The following is a 20851-nucleotide window of genomic DNA, read 5'->3' as shown; positions in this document are numbered from 1 at the left end:
CGCGGACATGGGAAAGGGGCCTCAGCGGGTTGTCCGCCGGGCCCCTTGTGCCTTCACCACTCAGATGCTCAGGATGCAAGTACCTCCTCGAGCATCTGCTCGGCGCGCTCTTCATCGACCTTCTCGGCCAGGGCGAGCTCGGAGACGAGGATCTGGCGTGCCTTGGCCAGCATCCGCTTCTCACCGGCAGACAGACCGCGATCACGCTCGCGGCGCCACAGGTCACGGACCACCTCGGCAACCTTGAGCACATTGCCGCTGTGCAGCTTCTCCAGGTTGGCCTTGTACCGACGGGACCAGTTGGCTGGCTCCTCGGTGTGGGGCTGACGCAGAACCTCGAAAACCTTCTTCAACCCCTTCTCGTCAACGACGTCACGCACGCCCACGAGATCGAGGTTCGCGGCTGGCACCCGCACGACGAGATCGTTCTGACCGATGATCCGAAGAACGAGGTAGAGCTTCTCCTCACCCTTGATGGTGCGCGTCTCGAGATCCTCGATCACCGCAGCCCCGTGATTGGGATAGACAACCGTTTCACCGACATTGAAAGTCATGTATGCAACCCCTTCCACAGGTGATTCTACCACTGAACACAGAAAGGGGCATTCTCATGATCACACTCACTGTCACCCTATACCTGGGGCCGGGCAGCACGTCAAGGGCAGCGCCGCCACCCATCACTCCGGCAGTTCGGGCCACCACAGACCGCCGGAGACCCCGTCCACGCTGGCCCCGACGCCGACGGTCGACGCTCCATCGGGGGGGGGGGGGAGGGCAGCACCACACGTCAAGTACTCTCCCAGACGTTGGTCAAACCCATACCTGGCACATACGATCCGATGTGGTCGGCGACAGCTGCCACCAGAACACGAATCCGAGAGGCTGGCACATCAGAAATGGAGTCCTCATCCTCCCTGCGGACGACAGCGATCTCAGCAGGCGCGGTGATCATCGTCCTGTTCTGCGTCTTTGCCCTGGGCTCCCCCGTTGAACCGGTGGACTCCAACGTCTACCACGAGGGAGCACAGGCCCTCATCAACGGCACACCGCTGTACCACTTTGCCCCTGGCCACCTCCTGTTCACCTATCCACCATTTGCTGCCCTGATCCTCTCGTGGATGGCACCCATGACCGAGCACGGAGCATGGCTCGTCATGACGGCACTGTCCTGTGCAACCGTCACCCTGAGTTGTCAACGCGCATCGCGCCTTGGCCTCCTGCCCACGGCACCGATCGGGAAGGCACGTCGAGTCGCGTTCCACCTGCCGTGCTGGGCCATCGCCCTGGTGATCCTCAACCCGTTCTGGGAGACGATCGCCAAGGGCCAGATCAACATCATCCTCATGGCCGTCTGCCTGCTGGGGCTGACCACTGACCGCCGATTCTGGGGAGGGTTCGCCATTGGTCTGTGCGGCGGGTGCAAGCTCACCCCGTTGGCACTCGGGCTACCTGCCCTGCGTCGCCACGACTGGGCGCACCTGGCAGGCATGGCAACCGGATTCCTTGCATCGATCGCCATCGGGTGGCTGCTGTTACCGGGCACCTCGCAGGAGTACTGGACCGATCTCATGTGGGACACCGGGCGCGTCGGCGGACTCGACTACCCGGCCAACGCATCCGTGAACGGGGTGCTCTGGCGTCACTGCCCCACGACCGTGCGCAGTGCCCTGTGGGTACTGCTGGGCCTCGCTGTCATCGTCGCCGGCTGGCTGCTGCTGCCCAGGCACCTCGACGAGGCCCGCCGCTCCGACGACCTGGTGACCACGGTTGCCGTGTCGGCGACCGTGATGCTGCTCATCTCCCCGGTCTCGTGGAACCACCACTGGGTGTGGCTGCCGTTCATCGCGGTGTGGGCAGCTCGGGTGCTACCACGACGCCTGAGCATCGTCATGACGTGCCTGGCAGCCCCCGTGGCGCTGGCCGGACCGTTGTACCTGGCTCGCATCATCGCACTCCCACTCGGGTACGATCCACTGTCCCCCGCTGTGGCGTGGACCGGTGACATCCTGCCCGTCCTGGCTCTCGTCGTGCTCGTCGGGGCACTGGTGACCAGGCGTTCCTCGGCTCAGTCGTCGTACTTGTAGCCCAGACCGCGCACCGTGATGATGTGCCGGGGGTGGGAGGGATTGTCCTCGATCTTGGCGCGCAGTCGCTTGACGTGGACGTCAAGGGTCTTGGTGTCACCCACGTAGTCGACGCCCCAGATGCGATCGATGAGCTGGGCGCGGGTCATGACTCGTCCCACATTGCGCAGCAGCACCTCGAGCAGCTCGAACTCCTTGAGGGCCAACTTCACCGGTTTGCCGGAGACGCTCACCTCGTGACGCTCGACGTCCATGCGCACCCCGGACCCCTGGAGGATGTCGGGAGACTCCTCGGACTCCGAGCCGCGACGCAGCACGGCGCGGATACGGGCCACGAGTTCACGATGGCTGAACGGCTTGGTGACGTAGTCGTCGGCACCGAGCTCCAGCCCGACGACCTTGTCGATCTCGGAGTCACGCGCGGTGACCATGATGATGCCCACCGAACTGCGCTGCCGCAGCTGACGGCACACCTCGGTACCCGGTATGCCGGGCATCATGAGGTCCAGCAGCACGATGTCGGCACCGTTGTGGTCGAACTCGGACAGGCCGGCTCGCCCGTCCTCGGCCTCGACAACCTCGAACCCCTCCTGACGGAGCATGAAGGCGGTGGCCTCACGGTAGGACTCCTCGTCCTCGATGATGAGTACTCGGGTCATGACTGATCCTTCTTGCTGGTGATTGATGAGTCGTGAGCTCCGGCGAGGTCAACAGGGTCCCCGTCGTCGAACTCGAGGCTGGGCAGCGGGATGGAGAGGGTGAAGGTGGATCCCTGGCCGACCTTGCTCCACACGTCCACCGAACCGCCGTGCGCCTGGGCAATGTGTTTGACCAACGACAACCCCAGGCCGGTGCCGCCGTTGTCCCTGCTACGGGCGTAGTCGACGCGGTAGAACCGCTCGAAGATGCGTCTCTGGTCCTCGTCGGTGATGCCGATGCCGTTGTCGGCAACCGCGATGTCGGCACGATCGCCGTCCACGTCGTGCACCAGTCGCGAACTCACCGCCACCCTCGCCCGAGGGTTGGAGTAGACGATGGCATTGTGGATGAGGTTGGAGACGGCGTCGATGAGCTGGGCAGGATCGCCCTGGATCTCCAGATCGGGCTCGGCCTTGACGACGAGGTTGACCTCGCGGCTGTCCGCCAGTTCCCGATTGCGTTCCACGGCATCGGCAAGGACGTGGCAGACGTCAACCTGCTGTGGAGTCATCGTCGGCTGATCGGACTGCAGCCGGGAGAGGTTGATGATCTGCGAGACCATCTCGGAGACTCGGACAGTCTCCTTGTTGAGCCGCCCGGCGAAGTGTCGCACCGCCTCAGGATCATCGGCGGCACCCTCCACGGCCTCCGAGAGGATTGCGATGGCGCCAATGGGGGTCTTGAGTTCGTGACTGATGTTGGCGACGAAGTCCCGTCGGGTCTGTTCCACGCGCAACAACGGGGCACGATCGTCGACGACGAGGACGATGTTGCCGTGTGCGTCCAGCGGGCCGACGCGCACCGTGAGGTGTTGGGCAGTGCGTCCGGTGGCCGTGCCGGGGACGTCGATGTCACGGCACAGCTCCGTTGAGCGCTGCCTGCTCTCCCGCACGATTTCCAAGACGGTCTCCTCGATGATGCGCGAACCTCGAACGATGTTCATCGACCGGGCCGAGACGGTGGAGTGCAGCACCTCGTCATGTGGGCCGATGACGGCTGCCGCCCCGCCCACCTGGGCCAGGGCTCGTTTGAGTTCTGGGGTGACGACCATGACCTCGATGTCTGTCGCCAAGGTGTCGATCGGGTGACGTGATCGTTCCACCGCATGCAGGATGAGCCACGTGAGGAGCCCGCCCAGCACGAGCCCGACAACCCCTGACAACGCAACGTCCACGGTCCGATCATATGGGAGTCTGCCGTCACCACACGACTCCACCGGGTGTGGGACCGGGCAACGCGAGCAACGTCTCCTCCCGTTAACTGAACATTCATTCATTCCTCAACTGCAGTATGCGAAATGGTTCTCGGACGAACTACGCTTTACGAGGATGGATGTCTCACGAAGGAAAGGGCCTTCACCATGCGCGACAGTTACCGTGACGAACTCAATGCGACGACTGAGCTGATCGTGACCGTTGCCGGTCTGGTCCGCACTGCCGTCCAGGACGCCACCACTGCCCTCGTCACCGCCGACCTCACCGTCGCCGAGCGGGTCATCAGTGGCGACGCCCGCATCGACGAGCTCACCAAGGAGATCGAGCAGCGCTCCTTCCAGCTCCTGGCTCGTCAGGCCCCCGTGGCTGGTGAACTGCGTACCGTCGTCGCCGTGCTGCGCATGAGCTACTCCCTGGACCGCATGGGCGATCTCGCCGCACACATCGCCAAGATCGCCCGGCTGCGTTACCCCGAGGTGGCTGCCCCCGAGCCGGTCGCCGACCAGATCAAGCAGATGGCCGAGACCGCCGACTCCATGATCGCCACGGCCATCACCACCTTGGAGAACCGCGACGCCGAGGCTGCCGCCGGTCTGGCCACCGCCGACTCCAAGATGGACGAACTGCGCAGCGACCAGTTCCACCTGCTGCTGAGCGACGACTGGGAGTACGGCGTGGAGAAGGCCGTTGACACCGCCCTGCTCGGCCGGTACTACGAACGCATTGCCGATCACGCTGTCGCCATGGGGGCTCGCACGATCTACATCGTCACCGGCGAGGCCCCGGAAGGCGAGAACTGGCCATCCTCCTTCTGAGGTCCTGGCCCCCTGCCCTCCGATGACACTGTCCCGGCAGTTCATGGGTTGTGGCGTCCCGTTCCTGGCAGATTCATGGCTACGCCCCGCGCGATTCCGCCTGACCAGTGACGGCGAGCCCCAGGGGCTCCGTCGCTCTTCCTGAGTACTGTGACCCCTGACTGTCGATCATCTGGGAAAGGTGCACACACATGCCCATCATCAGCCGCGACGGTGACGTCCACACCGCCCACGATTCGTCCTGCGGACCGACCAGCGACGCCACCCGTTCACAGCGGCAGGTCAAGTCGCGGCACGGTTCCCGAGCAACGATCGGCCTGACGATCTTGGCTGGTCTGGCCACCTGCCTGACGGCATGCGCCTCACCAGATGCTGCTGATGTCACCCATTCCGGAGACAAGCACACCGCGAGTACCTCATCGACAGCCCCCGGGGGAGCGACCCCATCGGCCACCACCTTGACGACCCCCACCGCAACTCCCACACCTTCTGCATCCCCCACCCCCGCCCCAGCAACGAAGTACGCCGGGTACCCCGGAGCCGGGAAGGCCGTGACGAAACCCACGTGTGCCGCACCGCCCGCCGCCGGCACACCACTCAAGGCATCCGGTGCCGTGGTCCCCAACCTTCCGGCACTCATCCCGGGGACCAATCACGGCAAGGCGGCCGAGGGGCACGTCTATGCGGCGAAGACCGTGCACGACTGGATGCTCAAGCCCCAGACCCAGCCCAAGAACAAGAGGATCGCCTTCCTCACCTTTGACGATGGCCCCAGCCAGCGCACCCCGCAGGTGCTCAGGGGCCTCAAGAGCTCCGGAGGCAGGGCAACGTTCTTCACGATCTCCTCCCACATGGGTGAGGTGGACAAGAGCCTGCTCAACCAGATGCTGGAGCAGGGCAATGCCCTGGCGATCCACTCCTACAGCCACGACTACGACTACCTGTACCCGGGCCGGGAAGCCTCGAAGAGCCACATCGGCTGCGACATCGACTACGCGATGGCCCAGATGCGATCGTTCGTGGGTTCCGGATTCACGACCGGCGCGGTGCGCAACCCCGGGGGCCACATGTCCTGGCGGGGCTGGTCGACGGCCGATCCGGCGATGTCCGAGCGCCACATGTCATGGATCGACTGGAACGCACTGTCCAAGGATGCCGAGGGCAAGCCGCTGACCGGTACGGACGAGGTAGTGCAGAACCTCAAGGAGACCGCCGCCGAGTACGGCACCCCCAACGTGCTTCTCATCCTCAATCACGATGCCGAGGACAAGAAGGTCACTGCAAGGTCCGTTCCCGCAATGGTGAAATACCTCAAGAGCAAGGGATACGAGCTGGGCGTCATTGCCTGATCAAACAGGTACACATGAGGGGCCGTGCTGATCAGCACGGCCCCTCTGCCTGTCACGGGCCCTCGAGGGACCTGTCGTCAGGAACGACTCACTTGTTGCCCTGGTTCGCCACGGCCTTGGCGCCAGCAGCAGCAGCCTCCGGGTCGAGGTAACGCCCGCCCTTGATGACCGGCTTGAAGTCGTCGTCGAGCTCATAGAGCAGCGGGATGCCGGTGGGGATGTTGACACCGGCGATGTCGTCGTCGCTGATACCGTCCAAGTGCTTGACGAGGGCACGCAGCGAGTTGCCGTGGGCAGCGACGAGGACGGTCCTACCGGCCTTGAGGTCGTCGGTGATGGCGGACTCGAAGTACGGGATCATACGGGCGACGACGTCCTTGAGGCACTCGGTCAGCGGACGCTGGGAGGAGGGGATGTCGGCGTAGCGCGGGTCGTTGAACTGGCTCCACTCGCCATCCTTGTCGATGACGGGCGGCGGCTGGTCGAAGGAACGACGCCAAGCCATGAACTGATCGTCGCCGTACTTCTCCTTGGTCTCGGCCTTGTTGAGGCCCTGCAGGGCACCGTAGTGGCGCTCGTTGAGACGCCAGGAACGACGCACCGGGATCCAGTGGCGATCGCAGCCGTCCAGAGCGAGGTAGGCAGTGTGGATGGCGCGACGCAGCAGCGAGGTGTGGACGACGTCGGGCAGCAGGTTCTCCTGCTTGAGCAGCTCGGCAGCGTGACGTGCCTCGCCCGCGCCCTTCTCGTTGAGGTCGACGTCCACCCAGCCGGTGAAGAGGTTCTTTGAGTTCCATTCGCTCTCGCCGTGGCGGAGCAGGATGAGCTTGGATGTCATGACTCCAGCCTACCGCCGCGCACACGTGTTCCCAGCACATCCCCACCCCTTCCTCCGGCACTCATCTCCCATGACCGATGTCTCCACCGTGTGTGATTCCCCGGTCCGACCCGATCGCCGATTCGGACCGTTGCCCTCGGACCGGCGCTGGTTGGTGGCTTCCCGCCCCAGCAGTCCCCGCAGGCTGGGCAACAATCCGGCGATGTTGCGTTCCTCGAGTCCTTACTGGCCACGTCGTCAAGCCCTCTCCCTCAGCTCCACCTCTCCCACCAGCTCCACGATTCTGGCCGGAGGCCCTGGGGCTGGCCGGTCATGGGGCAGATCGGTCACGGAGGGTTGGTCGGTCACGGGGCTGACCTGTTACACGAGTCGGTCGGTTACGTATGTGCAATTTCTTCGGGGGTGGATGCACCTTTTCCAGTGGCTGAGATATCGTCGAGTGTTGAAAAAAGTTGTCGGGAACGTCCCGACTTCCAGCAGGAGGTACTCATGCCCAGTCGCACCGCCACCATCGCCGCCGAGTCTGGCCTGCACGCTCGCCCCGCCGCCATGTTCGTCCAGGCTGCCACCAAATCTGGCCTGGCCGTCACCATTGGCCGCCCCGGTGAGGAACCCGTGGATGCCCGTTCCATCCTCTCGGTGATGGGTCTGGGTGCCAAGAAGGGTGAGACCGTGGAACTCACGGCCGAGGGCGAGGGCGCTGACGACGTTCTTGCCAACCTGTGCACCGCCCTCGAGACTCCGAGCGCCTGATCATCATGAAGACTTTCTCTGGTCTGGGAGTCTCTGCCGGAATCGGCCAGGCTCCAGCACTACTCGTTGAACCAGCACCTGGCCTACCGGCACGTGATCCCAAGGGCGACACCGACGACGACGTGGCGAGGGTGACCGCTGCACTCAGCAAGGTTGCCGACCGCCTCGACGCACGTGCCCTGGAAGCTGATCCATCCGCCATCGGGGTGCTCATGGCCACTGCCATGATGGCCCGTGACCCCGGTCTGACGAGTTCCGTGCGCACCCACCTCGAGGAGGGCGACGGCCCGGCCCATGCCCTGTGGGGCGCCATTGACGACTTCTGCGCCCAACTCACTGCTGCTGGCGGATACCTGGCCGAGCGGGTCACCGACCTGCACAATGTGCGCGACCGGGCCCTGGCCGTCCTGCAGGGGCTGCCCGAACCGGGCGTTCCCGCCTTCGACTCCCCCGTCATCCTGGTGGCGGAGGATCTGGCCCCGGCCGACACCGCGACCCTCGATCCCGAGCTGGTACGCGGCCTGGTCACTGCTGCAGGTGGCCCGACCAGCCACACCGCAATTCTCGCCGCCCAGATCGGCATCCCCGCCGTGGTGCGCTGCCCAGGGATCCGTGAGGTCGAGTCGGGCACCGAGTTGGCCCTCGACGGAGTCTCGGGCACTGTGCTCGTCGAGCCCGACGAGCAGTCCGTCACCCAGCTCAGCGATCGCGCCGAGCAGCGTCGTGCCGTGCTCGACGCTGCTCCAGAAGGACCGGCACATCTTGGTGACGACACCCGGGTGTTGGTGCTCGCCAACATCGGCAGCTCGTCCGACGCCCCCACCGCGAAGTCCAAGGGGGCGGAAGGAGTCGGCCTGTTCCGTACCGAGTTCCTCTTCCTGGATCGCCACGACGCGCCCAGTCAGGACGAACAGGTCGAGGCCTACTCGAGTGTTCTCAACACTTTCGACGAGGATGCCAAGGTCGTCTTCCGTACCCTGGACGCCGGTGCCGACAAGCCGCTGGCCTTCGCCGATCTGGGTCCGGAGGACAATCCAGCGTTGGGTCGACGTGGTCTGCGGCTGTCCCAGGTACGTACCGACCTCATCGACACCCAGTTGGCAGCCCTGGCGGAGGCCGCTGAGCGGACTGGACGCGACCCCTACGTCATGGCACCGATGGTCGCCACCCCTGCCGAGTCCACCTGGTTCGCCGAACGGGCTCGCGCCGCTGGGATCAAGACTGTCGGCATCATGGTCGAGGTCCCCTCGACCGCACTGCGGTCCGCGCAGGTTCTCGAGCCAGTGGATTTCGCCTCCATCGGCACCAACGACCTCACCCAGTACTGCATGGCAGCCGACCGTCTGCAGGGCGAGCTCGCCGAACTGCTCACGCCGTGGCAGCCGGCGGTGATCCAGCTCATCGGTGCCACCTGTGAGGGCGCCGGGGATCGACTCATCGGCGTGTGCGGGGAGGCGGCCGGAGATCCCCTGCTGGCCTTGGTGCTCGTTGGTCTGGGGGTACGTTCCCTCTCGATGGCGGCTGGCAAGATCACCGCTGTCAAGGCCGCCTTGGCACTGCACTCTGCAGGGCAGTGCCGCCGAATCGCCGAGGCTGCGCTGGCAGCTCCCAGTCCGCAGCAGGCACGTCAGGCAGCCCTGGACCTTGCCGACCCGTCCGTGGCGGTACTCATCGGCTGATCCATGCGATGACCTCTCACTCACGTGGGTGTCGGCCCTCCTGCGGGGCTGGCACCCACTGCTGTGGTCGCAGTGCCGTGCCCGGTGTGTCGCAGCATTGTGTCCGGCAGTCCGTCCTTCGATGCCCCCCAGCATGGTGGCCCGGATCCGGTTCCCCGTATGGTCTGGTGGACTTGCTACCCACGGTCCGCACAGGCAACCCCAATCAGATCATCATTGTTGCGGAAAACCGTTGACCAACGGCATGAACACACCCGTGGGGTGGGGCAGCTGGCCCCACCCCACGGGTGTGTTTCTATGAACTGTGTGGTCAGCTCTCGAGGGCCACGAGGCCCTGTCCACCCTGAACAGCGTCACCAACGGCGACCAGGATCTTCGTCACCTTGCCATCGGCAGGGGCGTTGATCTCAGTCTCCATCTTCATGGCCTCCAGGGTGAGGAGGACGTCGCCAGCCTTGACGGCGTCTCCCTCAGCACAGAGGATCTTTGCCACGGTACCGGCAAGCGGGGCGGGAACCTCGCCAGCTCCAGCCTTTCCGCCGCCACCGGCCGAGGCCTTGAGGGCCGGGCCGGAGCCGCCACCGAACATGATGGGGGCCAGCGGGGCATTCGGGGTCTTGTCGACATCGACGTCCACGTCGTACGCGACGTCGTTGACGGTCACCTTGAGTTTCATGTCATCTTCTCCGGGTCAACGAATCGAATGGTTCTGCAGAGCCCTGCGACCCTGACGGGTCCAGTTCTCTGACGGGGCGAAGCGGACGGCCTGAACCTTGCCGTCGTTGCCCAGGTATGCCGAAACAGCAGCGCTGATGGCCACCAGGACGTCCTCGGGGATGCCGGGGCTGGAGGCACGCAGGCGACCAACCTCTGCTTCGAGGCAATCCAGTCGCTTGGTGAGCGACTCGATCACGCGGTCCTTGTCGTTGTCAGTCATCTCTTCCTCACTCACTCAGCAGGGCATGACGCCGTGCTTCTTGGCCGGACGGGGCTGACGCTTGGTGGCGTAAGTCTCCAGGGCGACGGCGAGCTTGCGACGGGTGTCTGCCGGATCGATGACGTCGTCAACCTGCCCACGGGCAGCAGCCACGTAAGGCGTGTTGAAGGCGTTCTGGTATTCGTCGATCTTCTCGGCGCGGGTGGCAGCCGGGTCCTCGGAGGCCTTGATCTCGCGACGGAAGATGACGTTGGCAGCGCCAGCGGCACCCATGACGGCGATCTCGGCGGTGGGCCAGGCGTAAACGGCGTCGGCACCCAGGTCACGGTTGCACATGGCCAGGTAGGAGCCGCCGTATGCCTTGCGCAGCACGATCGTGATCTTCGGCACGGTGGCCTCGGAGTAGGCGTACAGCATCTTCGCGCCGTGGCGGATGATGCCGCCGTACTCCTGCTGGACGCCCGGCAGGAAGCCGGGGACGTCCACCAGCTGCACCAGCGGGATGTTGAAGGAGTCACAGAAGGTGATGAACTCGGCAGCCTTGTCGGAGGCGTCGATGTCCAGCGACCCGGCCATGACCTTCGGCTGGTTGGCGACGATGCCGACGGTACGACCGTTGACGCGGGCGAAGGCGGTGACGATGTTGGTCGCCCAACCGGCCTTGACCTCCAGGTAGTCTCCCCAGTCGACGATCTTGGCGATGACGTCGCGAATGTCGTAGGCCTTGTTGGTGTCCAGCGGGACGACGTCACGCAGGGACTCATCGGGGCTCACGTCATTGTTCGGGTTGACGATCTGGGCGTCCTCGGTGTTGTTCTGCGGCAGGAAGCTCAGCAGCTTCTGCGCGATGAGCATCGCGGCATCGTCGTCCTCGGCAACGAAGTGGATGTTGCCGGAGGTGGACATGTGCGCGTCGGCACCACCGAGCTCGTCGGCGGTGACCTCCTCACCGGTGACCGACTTGATGACGCCGGGGCCCGTGATGAACATCTGGGCCTTCTTCGTCATGATGATGAAGTCGGTCAGTGCCGGGGAGTACGAGGCACCACCGGCACACGGGCCGGCGATGACCGCGACCTGCGGCACGACGCCCGACAGCTTGACGTTCGCGTAGAACATCTTGCCGTAGCCGGACAGCGAGTCGATGCCCTCCTGGATTCGGGCGCCACCCGAGTCGTAGAAGAACACGAACGGGGTGCCGGTGAGCAGGGACTGCTCCATCGTCTCGACGACCTTGGTCGACTGGGTCTCACCAGCCGAACCACCCATGACGGTGAAGTCCTGGGAGGCCACGTGCACCGGGCGGCCACCGATGGTCGCGCGACCGGTGACCACACCGTCGGCGGGCACCTCGGCGGTGTCCATGCCGAACAGGGTGGTGCGGTGCTTGCGGAAGGCGCCGACCTCGTCGAAGGAGTAGGCGTCTACCAGGTTGTCGATACGCTCGCGAGCAGTCTGCTTGCCCTTGGAACGCTGTTTGTCGAGCCGAGCCTCGCCACCGCCAAGTTCGATGCGGTGCCGCTCGTCGGCCAGCTGCTCAACACGACCTTCCATCGTGCTGGCGAGCTTGATTGTCTTCTTCTCAGCCATGATGGACGACTTCCTCACGCGGATTCGACGGTCACGTCGTGGCTACGGCCACCAACCGTCACGGTGTAGTTGATCGGACCGGCAATGGCGGTCGACTCTGCACCTTCTGCCTCAGCCTTGAGCTGAGCCTCCGTCATCGCGACGCTCTTGGGGCCCTGCGAGCGCTCCTTGAGGAACTTCGGGGCAACCCCCGGGAACAGGGCGTTGATGAGAACGTCCTCGTCGGTGCCGTTGAAGCCCTCGAGTTTCTCGGCCTCGGCAACCTGGGTGTCCCACTCGGGGTCGAGCAGGTCGGCCGGACGGCAGTCGATCGACTCCTTGCCGGTCTGCTTCTTGGCCATCTCGACGATGTCGGGGTTGAGGTCGCCAATCGGCTTGCCGTAGTACCCGAGCATGAGGTCGGCGAACTCAGCAGTGAGGTTCTTGTACTCGCCATTGCCCATGAGGACGTTGAAGACGGCCTGGGTCCCGACGATCTGGGACGACGGGGTGACCAGCGGCGGGTAACCGGCATCCTTGCGGACGCGCGGCACCTCCTTCATGACCTCGTCCATGCGGTCGCCAGCACCCTGGGCCTCGAGCTGGGACTCCATGTTGGAGAGCATTCCGCCCGGGATCTGGGACTGGAAGATGTTGGTGTTGACCAGCGTCTTGGACTCGAACTTCTTGTACTTCGGACGAATCTTCTTGAAGTGGTCGCGGATCTTGATGAGGCGATCCATGTCGAGGCCAGTGGTGTACTCGGTGCCCTCGAGCATCTCGACCAGCGACTCGGTGGGGTTGTGTCCCGGGCCCAGCGACATCGAGGAGATGGCGGTGTCGACGACGTCAACGCCAGCCTCGATGGCCTTCTGCAGGGTCACCATGGTGACGCCCGTGGTGGAGTGGCAGTGCAGGTTGATCTGCACGTCGGGGTGGTTCTCCTTGATGCCCTTGATGATGTCGAAGGCCGGCTGCGGCTTGAGCAGGGCAGCCATGTCCTTGAAGGCGATGGAGTCGGCGCCCATGTCGATGAGGCGGTCGGCCTGCTTGACGAAGCTCTCCGGGGTGTGGATCGGGGAGGTCGTGTAGCAGATCGTGCCCTGGGCGTGCTTGCCGACGCGCTTGACGGCGGCCATCGCGTGCTCGAGGTTGCGGGGGTCGTTGAGGGCGTCGAAGACGCGGAAGACGTCCATACCATTCTCGGCGGACTTCTCGACGAACTTGTCGACGACCTCGTCGTTGTAGTGACGGTAACCCAGCAGGTTCTGCCCACGCAGCAGCATCTGCAGACGGGAGTTGGGCATCAGCTTGCGGAAGGTGCGAAGCCTCTCCCACGGGTCTTCATTGAGGAAACGGATGCAGGAATCGAAGGTAGCTCCACCCCAGCACTCGACGGACCAGTAGCCAGCAGCGTCGATGTCGGCGCAAGCGTCGACCATGTCTTCCAGTGACATTCGGGTGGCAAGCAGGCTCTGATGCGCGTCGCGGAGCGCGAGCTCGGTAACGCCAATCTTTCGCGGACTCATGGGTCAATCCTTGCACCTTCCACAAGGCTTCGCTGACTCGGGGTCAAAGTTCCACAACTTAACAATGTTCAGTCGAGAGGCCGTTCAGACGAGGGGCCGTGAAACTGCTCCACTGGCCCATCTCGGACACCTGGAACATGTTTGGGAAATCCTTCTGGGGGCTTTGGGCAGTGCACTGGATGACTGGTCGCCACGGTGCGGCAGGCATACCTCACCACTGCCACACCACCAGGACCAGACCGCCTGCGAGCGAACCAGTCATGACCATGCTGAGCACCTCGACCATCTCAGGGCACTCTCGACCATCTCAGAGAACTCACGCCCGGCTCAGGGGCGACGCGTCGTCCCACCCAGAACCGATCTGCGGGAACCGACTCACGACTCACTTTCCCGTTGCCACCTCGGCAGCCAGTCGACGAATGTCAGTCACCAGGGCGGCATCCCAGTCCTCGAGCCGTGCATCTGCCAGCTTGCGCAATCCTGCAACGACACTGGTGAGTTCGGCTGCCATCTCCTGGCTGGCACCGATCTGCTCCTCCACCTTCGGGGCCAGATCGGCAACTCCCTGCGACAACTCACGTTCACTGGCCATGTGCTGCCAGCTGGTGAGCAGTGCAGTGGGCATGGCCATGAGTTCTGCCAGCTCCCCGGTGCGAGAGGCTGCACTGGCCGCCAAGGAGCGCAGCTCGTCCAGTCGGCGTGTGGCCTGCGACATGGCCTCCTCCACCGCGATCGAGAGGTCATCGATGGCAGGTAGCGCACGTTCCCACCCGGGCATCTCTGCCCAGATCTCGGAGATGAAACTGCGCATCGACTCCACCTGGACGTGGGCAATCGCCAGGCGGAAACTGGTGAGATCGGCACTGGTGGCCAGGGCGTGAAGATCGGCAACGACCTCATCGATGAGCGGTGCAATCTCGGCATCCATACTCGTCCACAGGGTGAGGACGGACACCAGGGGTCGCAGGGCCGGTTCGGTGGACTGGCTTGAATCGGTGATGGCATCGGCAGTCCGCTTGGACTCGCCCATGGCCTCACCCAGGATGTGAGCGGTTCGACCGGCCTTGACCGACAGATCGCTGAGATCCTCGAAGGTCGCCAACCAGGTGTCCACGACGTCACCAGCACGATTGGCCTGCGTGGACAGCCGCCCCAGAGCCGATTCGTCCGACATGCCACGCGAGGGACGGCGCTGCAGACGACGACACGCGACCTCCTGCACCAGGACCTTGCGCATGAACGACCCATAGTCCGGGAACCCAGCCTGCTCCAGGGCCGTCTGAACGGCGTCGAGCCCGCGGCGGGCGCGCTCCGGAGCACCGCATCCCTGCTCTCCAGCCACCCACTCGGCGTCCCGGGCAGCTTGGTACACGGCCTCTGCGGCATTCTGCAGTTCGCGGACTTGCGGAGCGATGCGCACCGACAGGTAGCCCTCGTCCAGCGGCACGATGGTGGCGAGCACGGTGTAGGTGGCACCGTCGGCAGCAAGGTTGTGGACGTAGGCGCAGAAGGGTTCGCCACCTTGGATGGTGTTCCACATGGCCAGGAACGCCGCTTTGGGCATCATGGGGTGTCGAATGATGTTGTGCGGCGCACCGATGAGATCGTCCCATGGATACCTCGAAATGTCGACAAAGACAGAGTTCGCCTTTTCTATGACGCCCTTGGCGTCGGTGGTGGAGAAAAAGATCTCATCGGTTTCGACGATGCGCTGCTCCCCGGTTGGTTCTGGTCCTGACATGGCCTTCCTGATCTGTGTCGTAGGGATGCTGTGGTGTGACGCCACAGGGTCTGCTCCGAACCTGCCCGCACATCCATGACGCACCATTCGTCACGAGATGAATCGTGACACCTTGGCACCCCGGGGTCAACTCAGAAAGTACCAGATGATAGAATAAATATTTCTCTTAATTCTCGGAGGTGCTGGCGGCGGAGCTGCCACATGCAAGAGCACCAGCCGATTCCCACGACGTCGACCAGGACGCGACAACCAGCTGTGGAATCAGGCCTTCATGGCATTGTCCGGGGAAACCCGGACTCCCACAGGTCTCGACGACATGGACACCCGTGGCCCGGATCCGGATCGACATCCCGAGCACGGCCCGTCACAGCGCGGCGAGAGATGCCTGACACCTTCCACACCATCACAGTGCTGGTAGGTGTCTCCTTCCCAAGTATGCCGCGTACTCACAGGAGATCCTCAATGACGACGATTTCTTTTGAAAATCCGTCCAGTGACAATAAGCTGAAGATGAAACCCATCCGCCATCCCCAGCCCCTACCATCCCTCACAGCAAGGAACGATCATGACGCTTCGTAGGTGAGTCATGGATCTGATCGGCATCATTCTCGCCCTCCACCATGTCCGCGAAATGCTTGATCGTCTGGCCGTGGGGAACGTCTCGCCTCCGCTGGCCACCTCCCACTGAAGTCAAGGACTGAGAACCGCTCCGAGCCATGTCACACAGTGACGACGCACAACAGGCCCTTCCCCGCCGTGCAGGAAATGGTGAATTTAGAGGGTAGAAAAACTCAAATGGACGATCCGGACGTTTCATCAGACCTGACACCATTCAAACCTTGGAGATGACAATGCATGTCAAGACCGTTGCCACATATGTTGTCTGTGGCATCCTCTCTGCAGCAGCAGGAGTCGGTGGCACCGTGGTGTGCCTGCACCATGATGACGAACTCGGGGTGGGTGACGTCGGCATGGCAACCTATTTCGCCGAGGCCATCTCGACCCCTGACACCATCGACAACTACCGAGTACAAGATCTCATCGCACCCAACACCGGCTGGGACAGTCACTCCAAGAAAGCCGAAGCGTGGGGCCACGCCATTTACAAGGCCTTCAACACCGACTCAGCCGGGTTGAATGAGGGAATCCTCATCTCCGATGGGCCCCTTCCGACAGGATCGGCGGACATCTACTCACGAGCAACGGCAAAGCCAATCATGACGGTCATCATGACACCCGTCGATGGCAAGGGATGGCTCGTCAACTGGAACGCCACGGTGCGCGCCAACACGACCCCACCGCCACCGCTACCATCACATCGCTGACGCAGGAGCCACATGCATGACCCCGGTCGATTCCGCAAGGAACCGACCGGGGTCATGCAGTCACATTCAGGCATTCATGGCATTGCCCTGGGAACCCAGACGCTCACAGGCCTCGACGACGCGAGCAGCCATACCGGTCTCGGCCTTCCGACCCCACGAGCGCGGGTCGTACATCTTCTTGTTGCCGACCTCACCGTCGATCTTCAACATGCCGCTGTAGTTGGTCATGACGTGATCGACGACCGGGCGGGAGAAGGCGTACTGGGTGTCGGTGTCGACGTTCATCTTGACGACGCCGTAAGACACCGCGTCGGCGATCTCCTGGGCCGTGGAGCCCGAACCACCGTGGAAGACGAGGTCGAATGGCTTGTCCTTGCCGTACTTCTTGCCGCACTCGTCCTGGATCTCCTTGAGGATCTCCGGACGCAGCTTGACGTGTCCAGGCTTGTAGGCGCCGTGGACGTTGCCAAAGGTGAGGGCCGTGATGTAGCGACCCTTCTCGCCCAGACCGAGCACCTCGAGGGTGCGCATGCCGTCTGCGACGGTGGTGTACAGCTTCTCGTTGATCTCGCCGGTCACGCCGTCCTCCTCGCCACCGACGGCACCGACCTCGATCTCGAGGATGATCTTGGCCTTGGCGGTACGACTGAGCAGCTCCTCGGCGATCTGCAGGTTCTCCTCTACCTCAATGGCCGAGCCGTCCCACATGTGGGAGTTGAACAGCGGGTCCTGGCCCTTGTCGACGCGCTGCTGCGAGATGGCGATGAGCGGGTTGACGTATGTGTCCAGCTTCTCCTTCTGGCAGTGGTCGGTGTGCAGGGCGATGTTCACCGGATAGTTCTTGGCCACGACGCGGGCGTACTCCGCCAGGGCAACGGCACCGGTGACCATGTCCTTGACCTTCTGGCCCGAGGCGTACTCGGCACCACCAGTGGAGATCTGGATGATGCCGTCCGAGCCAGCCTCGGAGAACCCTTGCAGGGCCGCATTGAGAGTCTGCGATGAGGTCACGTTGATGGCCGGATACGCAAAGCCCTTCTGCCCTGCGCGATCGAACATTTCAGCATATACCTCAGGAGATGCGATGGGCATGGATATGCACCTTTCTGCGTTGGTAGCTCGCAGCACCTGACTCTATCGTTCATCACTGCGCAGCAGAACCCTATGTGACAACTTGCACGAATGATCATATCAAGTCACATATACCCACATTCCTGGTTGCGCGTCGGGTAGGTTCGTCAGCGAGTCAGAACCCGACGCTCAGCAGGTGCCGCAGAGTCAGGCCGGCCCGACCTGATCAGCGCACTCCAGACGTTGCCGACCGCCAGAACACTGCATGGCAGCCATGTCAATGGTCTGCGGCGCGGCACCGAGCCACGACGTGGGTACCTGCCACCGCTGCAACTGTTCTCCCCGCCCCTGCTCGACGACGAGGATGGGTTCGTGATGGGACGGTTCCACGGCAAACCGTGTGAGATCCTGCCAGTTCACCTGGTCGAACCGGGCATCCTCCGGTGCCCCGGCCACCTGCACTGCCGAAGTGGTGTCATCGAAATCGCCGTGGTTGCGCAGACTGGTTCGCACGGCGACACCGGCATCGTCGACACGCAATGCAGTCCCCTCGCCAATCCCCAGCAGATCCTTGCGTGCCGAGCGCAGTCGCACGGCCTGCACCGCCCACAACACCGCAAGCAGTACCGCCCACAGGGTGATGATCCACACGACGGTGGTCGTGTCGAAGTCGACCTTGGCGATGGCCAGGACGACGATGACGACGGCAACGGCCAGAAGGGTCTGCACGACGATGCGCAACCGCAACGACTGGAAGCGCGCGACTCGTCCGGCTGTGGGCACCGGGTTGAAGGCCACGAGCAGAGCAGATGATGACGACGCCATGTGTTCAAGCCTATCCGGTCAGGGATGGACGGGATGTTGCATGCCCCAGGCCCACATGGCGATGGCGGCGGCAGCACCGGCGTTCATGGACCTGGTGGACCCGTACTGGGTGATGGCGACGAGCTGGCTGCACCCGGCAACCACCTCGTCAGTGAGCCCAGCACCCTCCGAACCAAAGACCAGGCAGCAGTCCCGCGGCAGGGTGGCCGACTCCAGCGCCACCGATCCGGGCAGGTTGTCGACACCGACCGGGGTGATGTCGTGATCCTCCAGCCAGGTGAGGAAGTCGGGAACGTCGGGATGGTGGTGAATGTGCAGGTAGCGATCGGTGACCATCGCACCGCGTCGATTCCACCGTCGTCGGCCCAGGATGTGCACCCCGGCCACGTTGAACGCATTGGCGGTGCGCACCACCGAACCGATGTTGAAGTCGTGCTCCCAGTTCTGGATGGCGATGTGCAGTGGCCGACGGCGGGTGTCAAGCTCGGCGACGATCGCCTCGACACTCCAGTACCGATACCGATCAACGACATTGCGTCGGTCGCCGTGTTCCAGCAGGTCCGGGTCGAGTCGGGCATCCTCCGGCCACGGTCGCGCAGCAGGGCCGACCCCCACCGCGGTGGGACCCGTCGCTGCACTTGCAGTGGTCAGGCCGCTTCGTCCCGGGATGCACACGGACGGATCGTCGGGCAACTCGCCGTGGTCATGGGCACACACGGATGTAACGGTACTCTGGAAGCCATGCCGAGTCTCCTCATCACGCTGATTCCACTGCTCATGCCAGCTTGGTTGGATCCGCAACACATCATCGAAGCCGCCGGAGCGGCCGCACTGTGGATCGTTGCCCTCATCGTCTTCGCCGAGTGTGGCCTCGCGGTGTTCTTCATGCCAGGTGACTCCCTGCTCTTCGCGTTGGGCATGTTCGCAGCCGTTGGCGTCAACTCCGAGGTGCCACTGGTGCACTACGGATCTCCTGCGTCGACCCTCGTCATCGTCAACATCGTCCTCATCATTGCGGCCATCGCCGGCAACACCGTTGGTTACTGGATCGGCCACGAGGTGGGGCCACGGCTCTTCCGACCTCGGGAGGGATTCGCTGGCAAGGTGTTCGCCCCCGAGCACGTCGACAAGACCAACGAGTTCTTCGAGAAGCACGGTGCCCCGGCACTGATCCTGGCTCGATTCGTGCCAATCGTGCGCACCTTCGTGACGATGGTCGGTGGCGTCGCACAGATGAACTTCCGCAAGTTCATCTCGTACACGGCGATCGGTGGAGTGCTGTGGGTCCTCATCGCGGTGCAGGCTGGGTACTTCCTGGGCCAGGTGGACGTCATCCGCAACAATTTCGAGGCGGCACTGCTGCTCATCATCGTCGTCTCACTCATTCCCATGGGGGTCGAGTGGCTCAAGGCGCGTCGCAAGGGTGCGGAGGAGACCACCGCAGGAGACGCGCAGACCGAATCCAAGGCGGCTGCTCGAGCGGAGTGAGCAGAACCTGACTCACCTGCAGCCATGACGAAAGGACGATGACGGCGGTGTGGCCAGCCTAGTGGCTGACTGCCCAGCAAGGCCCAGTGGCGTCGCCGTACCGGGTCCGGCTGCTCACCGTCACGTTCGCCGGGTGTGGATGGCGTCCCCCTGCCGGGACGTCTGGCACCAGCCCCCGCGAGTGGAGCCCGGTCATGGCACCACGGAGGCGAGTCGGCGTAGCTTGGCACCAGCCCCCACGGGGGGCATCCGCACGTTCCTCCGTGCCAATCGGCCCTGCTCACTCATGGGGCCTGCTCATTCACGGGCGAGGAGAGCCCGACGGCGGGGGCCACGAAGGGGGATTCGTCATGGTGCGTTGCGCAGGACCGTCCGGACGACGCGGAACCAACCCGTACCGTATCGCCAGATTCCGGGGATCCGCTCCCTCGGCCAACAACTGCTCATAGTCGTGCACCGTCCGAATCCACCGATTCATCGGGGCGGACCATGCCAGGATCATGCAGACGATGACCATGAGTCTCGCGACTGGAATGGTGAGTTCGAGATCAAAGGTGAGGAAATACAGCCAGTAGACGGCCAAGGCTGTGAAGAGGATGCGATCGATGGCATGTCCCCTGCCCATCGTCACAGTCAACGCGAATGCCGCGACCGGGACGAGGAGGACCTTCACCCAGTCGCCCGAGGCGATGGCCAGGGCATATGAGTTGAGGAACACGGCCAGGGCATTGTTCGACACTGACGAACCAAGGACGAGGGCACCGAGCAACAACATCCACCCAGCCACGCCACCTCCGACGATGATGCGCATTGCCGTGAGCGCCCCCGGCTGACGCAGGGGTGAGCGCTGCTGCACCGCATATGCTCGATGCGGGTCTTTCCATGGATACATCCCCTCCATCCTATGCGGGATACCGTGGGAGCATCGACTCGTG

At 63.7% G+C, this 20851-nt stretch carries 20 protein-coding genes; 7 read left to right on the top strand and 13 right to left on the bottom strand.

Annotated elements, in window-relative coordinates; genetic code table 11:
* Window positions 1-68: 68 nt before the first annotated feature.
* Window positions 69-554: a CarD family transcriptional regulator gene (locus CKV91_RS03535; RefSeq protein WP_021103944.1), complete on the bottom strand. Its 486-nt coding sequence runs from the start codon at window positions 552-554 to the stop codon at window positions 69-71.
* A gap of 342 nt (window positions 555-896) precedes the next feature.
* Between CKV91_RS03535 and CKV91_RS03530 the strand changes: the two genes are divergently transcribed.
* Window positions 897-2084 carry a glycosyltransferase 87 family protein gene (locus tag CKV91_RS03530; protein ID WP_036977577.1) on the top strand — a complete coding sequence of 396 codons (1188 nt, stop codon included), beginning with the start codon at window positions 897-899 and terminating at the stop codon, window positions 2082-2084.
* Here CKV91_RS03530 and CKV91_RS03525 read toward each other — a convergent pair.
* Both CKV91_RS03525 and CKV91_RS03520 read right to left on the bottom strand, forming a co-directional pair.
* Window positions 2066-2743, bottom strand: a complete 678-nt coding sequence (locus tag CKV91_RS03525) for a response regulator transcription factor (protein WP_021103942.1) — start codon at window positions 2741-2743, stop codon at window positions 2066-2068. The two genes, CKV91_RS03530 and CKV91_RS03525, sit on opposite strands and share 19 nt — an antisense overlap.
* Window positions 2740-3957, bottom strand: coding sequence for a sensor histidine kinase (locus tag CKV91_RS03520; RefSeq protein ID WP_021106037.1), 1218 nt, complete (start codon window positions 3955-3957; stop codon window positions 2740-2742). Before CKV91_RS03520 ends, CKV91_RS03525 begins: the two co-directional genes overlap by 4 nt.
* Window positions 3958-4143: 186 nt before the next feature.
* Here CKV91_RS03520 and phoU point away from each other — a divergent pair, with 186 nt between their 5' ends.
* Together phoU and CKV91_RS03510 are read left to right on the top strand one after the other, a co-directional pair.
* Entirely contained in the window at window positions 4144-4812 is a 669-nt protein-coding gene (gene phoU, locus CKV91_RS03515) for a phosphate signaling complex protein PhoU (RefSeq protein WP_021103940.1), read from the top strand.
* A 191-nt stretch (window positions 4813-5003) separates the two neighbouring features.
* Window positions 5004-6161 (top strand): polysaccharide deacetylase family protein, encoded by a 1158-nt coding sequence (locus tag CKV91_RS03510; protein WP_021103939.1) that lies wholly within the window; start codon window positions 5004-5006, stop codon window positions 6159-6161.
* 88 nt (window positions 6162-6249) lie between these two features.
* On the opposite strand, the gene CKV91_RS03505 is transcribed toward CKV91_RS03510, so the two are convergent.
* Window positions 6250-6999: a phosphoglyceromutase gene (locus tag CKV91_RS03505; RefSeq protein WP_065861012.1), complete on the bottom strand. Its 750-nt coding sequence runs from the start codon at window positions 6997-6999 to the stop codon at window positions 6250-6252.
* A gap of 489 nt (window positions 7000-7488) precedes the next feature.
* Between CKV91_RS03505 and CKV91_RS03500 the strand changes: the two genes are divergently transcribed.
* On the top strand, window positions 7489-7752 hold the full coding sequence (locus CKV91_RS03500; protein ID WP_023034936.1) for an HPr family phosphocarrier protein: 264 nt from the start codon (window positions 7489-7491) through the stop codon (window positions 7750-7752).
* Between the two features lie 5 nt (window positions 7753-7757).
* The gene (ptsP, locus tag CKV91_RS03495) at window positions 7758-9431 is read left to right on the top strand and encodes a phosphoenolpyruvate--protein phosphotransferase (RefSeq protein ID WP_036957763.1); all 1674 of its coding nucleotides are present in this window, start codon (window positions 7758-7760) and stop codon (window positions 9429-9431) included.
* A 310-nt stretch (window positions 9432-9741) separates the two neighbouring features.
* Here ptsP and CKV91_RS03490 read toward each other — a convergent pair whose 3' ends face one another.
* From CKV91_RS03490 to CKV91_RS03470, 5 genes are all read right to left on the bottom strand, one after another.
* Entirely contained in the window at window positions 9742-10107 is a 366-nt protein-coding gene (locus CKV91_RS03490) for a biotin/lipoyl-containing protein (RefSeq protein ID WP_021103933.1), read from the bottom strand.
* 15 nt (window positions 10108-10122) lie between these two features.
* The gene (locus CKV91_RS03485; protein WP_021103932.1) at window positions 10123-10368 is read right to left on the bottom strand and encodes a hypothetical protein; all 246 of its coding nucleotides are present in this window, start codon (window positions 10366-10368) and stop codon (window positions 10123-10125) included.
* A 15-nt stretch (window positions 10369-10383) separates the two neighbouring features.
* Window positions 10384-11958, bottom strand: a complete 1575-nt coding sequence (locus CKV91_RS03480) for an acyl-CoA carboxylase subunit beta (protein ID WP_021103931.1) — start codon at window positions 11956-11958, stop codon at window positions 10384-10386.
* Window positions 11959-11972: 14 nt separating this feature from the next.
* Complete coding sequence (locus CKV91_RS03475; RefSeq protein WP_021103930.1) at window positions 11973-13466, bottom strand: methylmalonyl-CoA carboxytransferase subunit 5S; 1494 nt, start codon at window positions 13464-13466, stop codon at window positions 11973-11975.
* A gap of 382 nt (window positions 13467-13848) precedes the next feature.
* Window positions 13849-15207 carry a PAS domain-containing protein gene (locus CKV91_RS03470; RefSeq protein ID WP_065861011.1) on the bottom strand — a complete coding sequence of 453 codons (1359 nt, stop codon included), beginning with the start codon at window positions 15205-15207 and terminating at the stop codon, window positions 13849-13851.
* An 890-nt stretch (window positions 15208-16097) separates the two neighbouring features.
* Between CKV91_RS03470 and CKV91_RS03465 the strand changes: the two genes are divergently transcribed.
* Complete coding sequence (locus CKV91_RS03465) at window positions 16098-16532, top strand: hypothetical protein (protein ID WP_036957765.1); 435 nt, start codon at window positions 16098-16100, stop codon at window positions 16530-16532.
* Between the two features lie 66 nt (window positions 16533-16598).
* On the opposite strand, the gene fbaA is transcribed toward CKV91_RS03465, so the two are convergent.
* The 3 genes from fbaA to CKV91_RS03450 form a co-directional block, all read right to left on the bottom strand.
* On the bottom strand, window positions 16599-17624 hold the full coding sequence (gene fbaA, locus CKV91_RS03460) for a class II fructose-bisphosphate aldolase (RefSeq protein ID WP_065861010.1): 1026 nt from the start codon (window positions 17622-17624) through the stop codon (window positions 16599-16601).
* A 186-nt stretch (window positions 17625-17810) separates the two neighbouring features.
* Entirely contained in the window at window positions 17811-18428 is a 618-nt protein-coding gene (locus CKV91_RS03455) for a hypothetical protein (protein WP_021106046.1), read from the bottom strand.
* Window positions 18429-18446: 18 nt separating this feature from the next.
* On the bottom strand, window positions 18447-19043 hold the full coding sequence (locus CKV91_RS03450; protein ID WP_231933832.1) for a TrmH family RNA methyltransferase: 597 nt from the start codon (window positions 19041-19043) through the stop codon (window positions 18447-18449).
* A gap of 126 nt (window positions 19044-19169) precedes the next feature.
* On the opposite strand from CKV91_RS03450, the gene CKV91_RS03445 reads away from it, so the two are divergent.
* The gene (locus CKV91_RS03445) at window positions 19170-19916 is read left to right on the top strand and encodes a DedA family protein (protein WP_021103924.1); all 747 of its coding nucleotides are present in this window, start codon (window positions 19170-19172) and stop codon (window positions 19914-19916) included.
* Window positions 19917-20217: 301 nt separating this feature from the next.
* Here the strand turns inward: CKV91_RS03445 and CKV91_RS03440 are convergent, their stop codons facing one another.
* Window positions 20218-20808: a hypothetical protein gene (locus CKV91_RS03440; RefSeq protein WP_021103923.1), complete on the bottom strand. Its 591-nt coding sequence runs from the start codon at window positions 20806-20808 to the stop codon at window positions 20218-20220.
* Window positions 20809-20851: the final 43 nt, after the last annotated feature.

This window comes from Cutibacterium granulosum (assembly GCF_900186975.1).
GTDB classification, from domain to species: Bacteria; Actinomycetota; Actinomycetes; order Propionibacteriales; family Propionibacteriaceae; genus Cutibacterium; species Cutibacterium granulosum.
The sequence above is the reverse complement of the archived record's forward strand: the minus strand, read 5'-3'. Positions and strand labels throughout refer to the sequence as shown.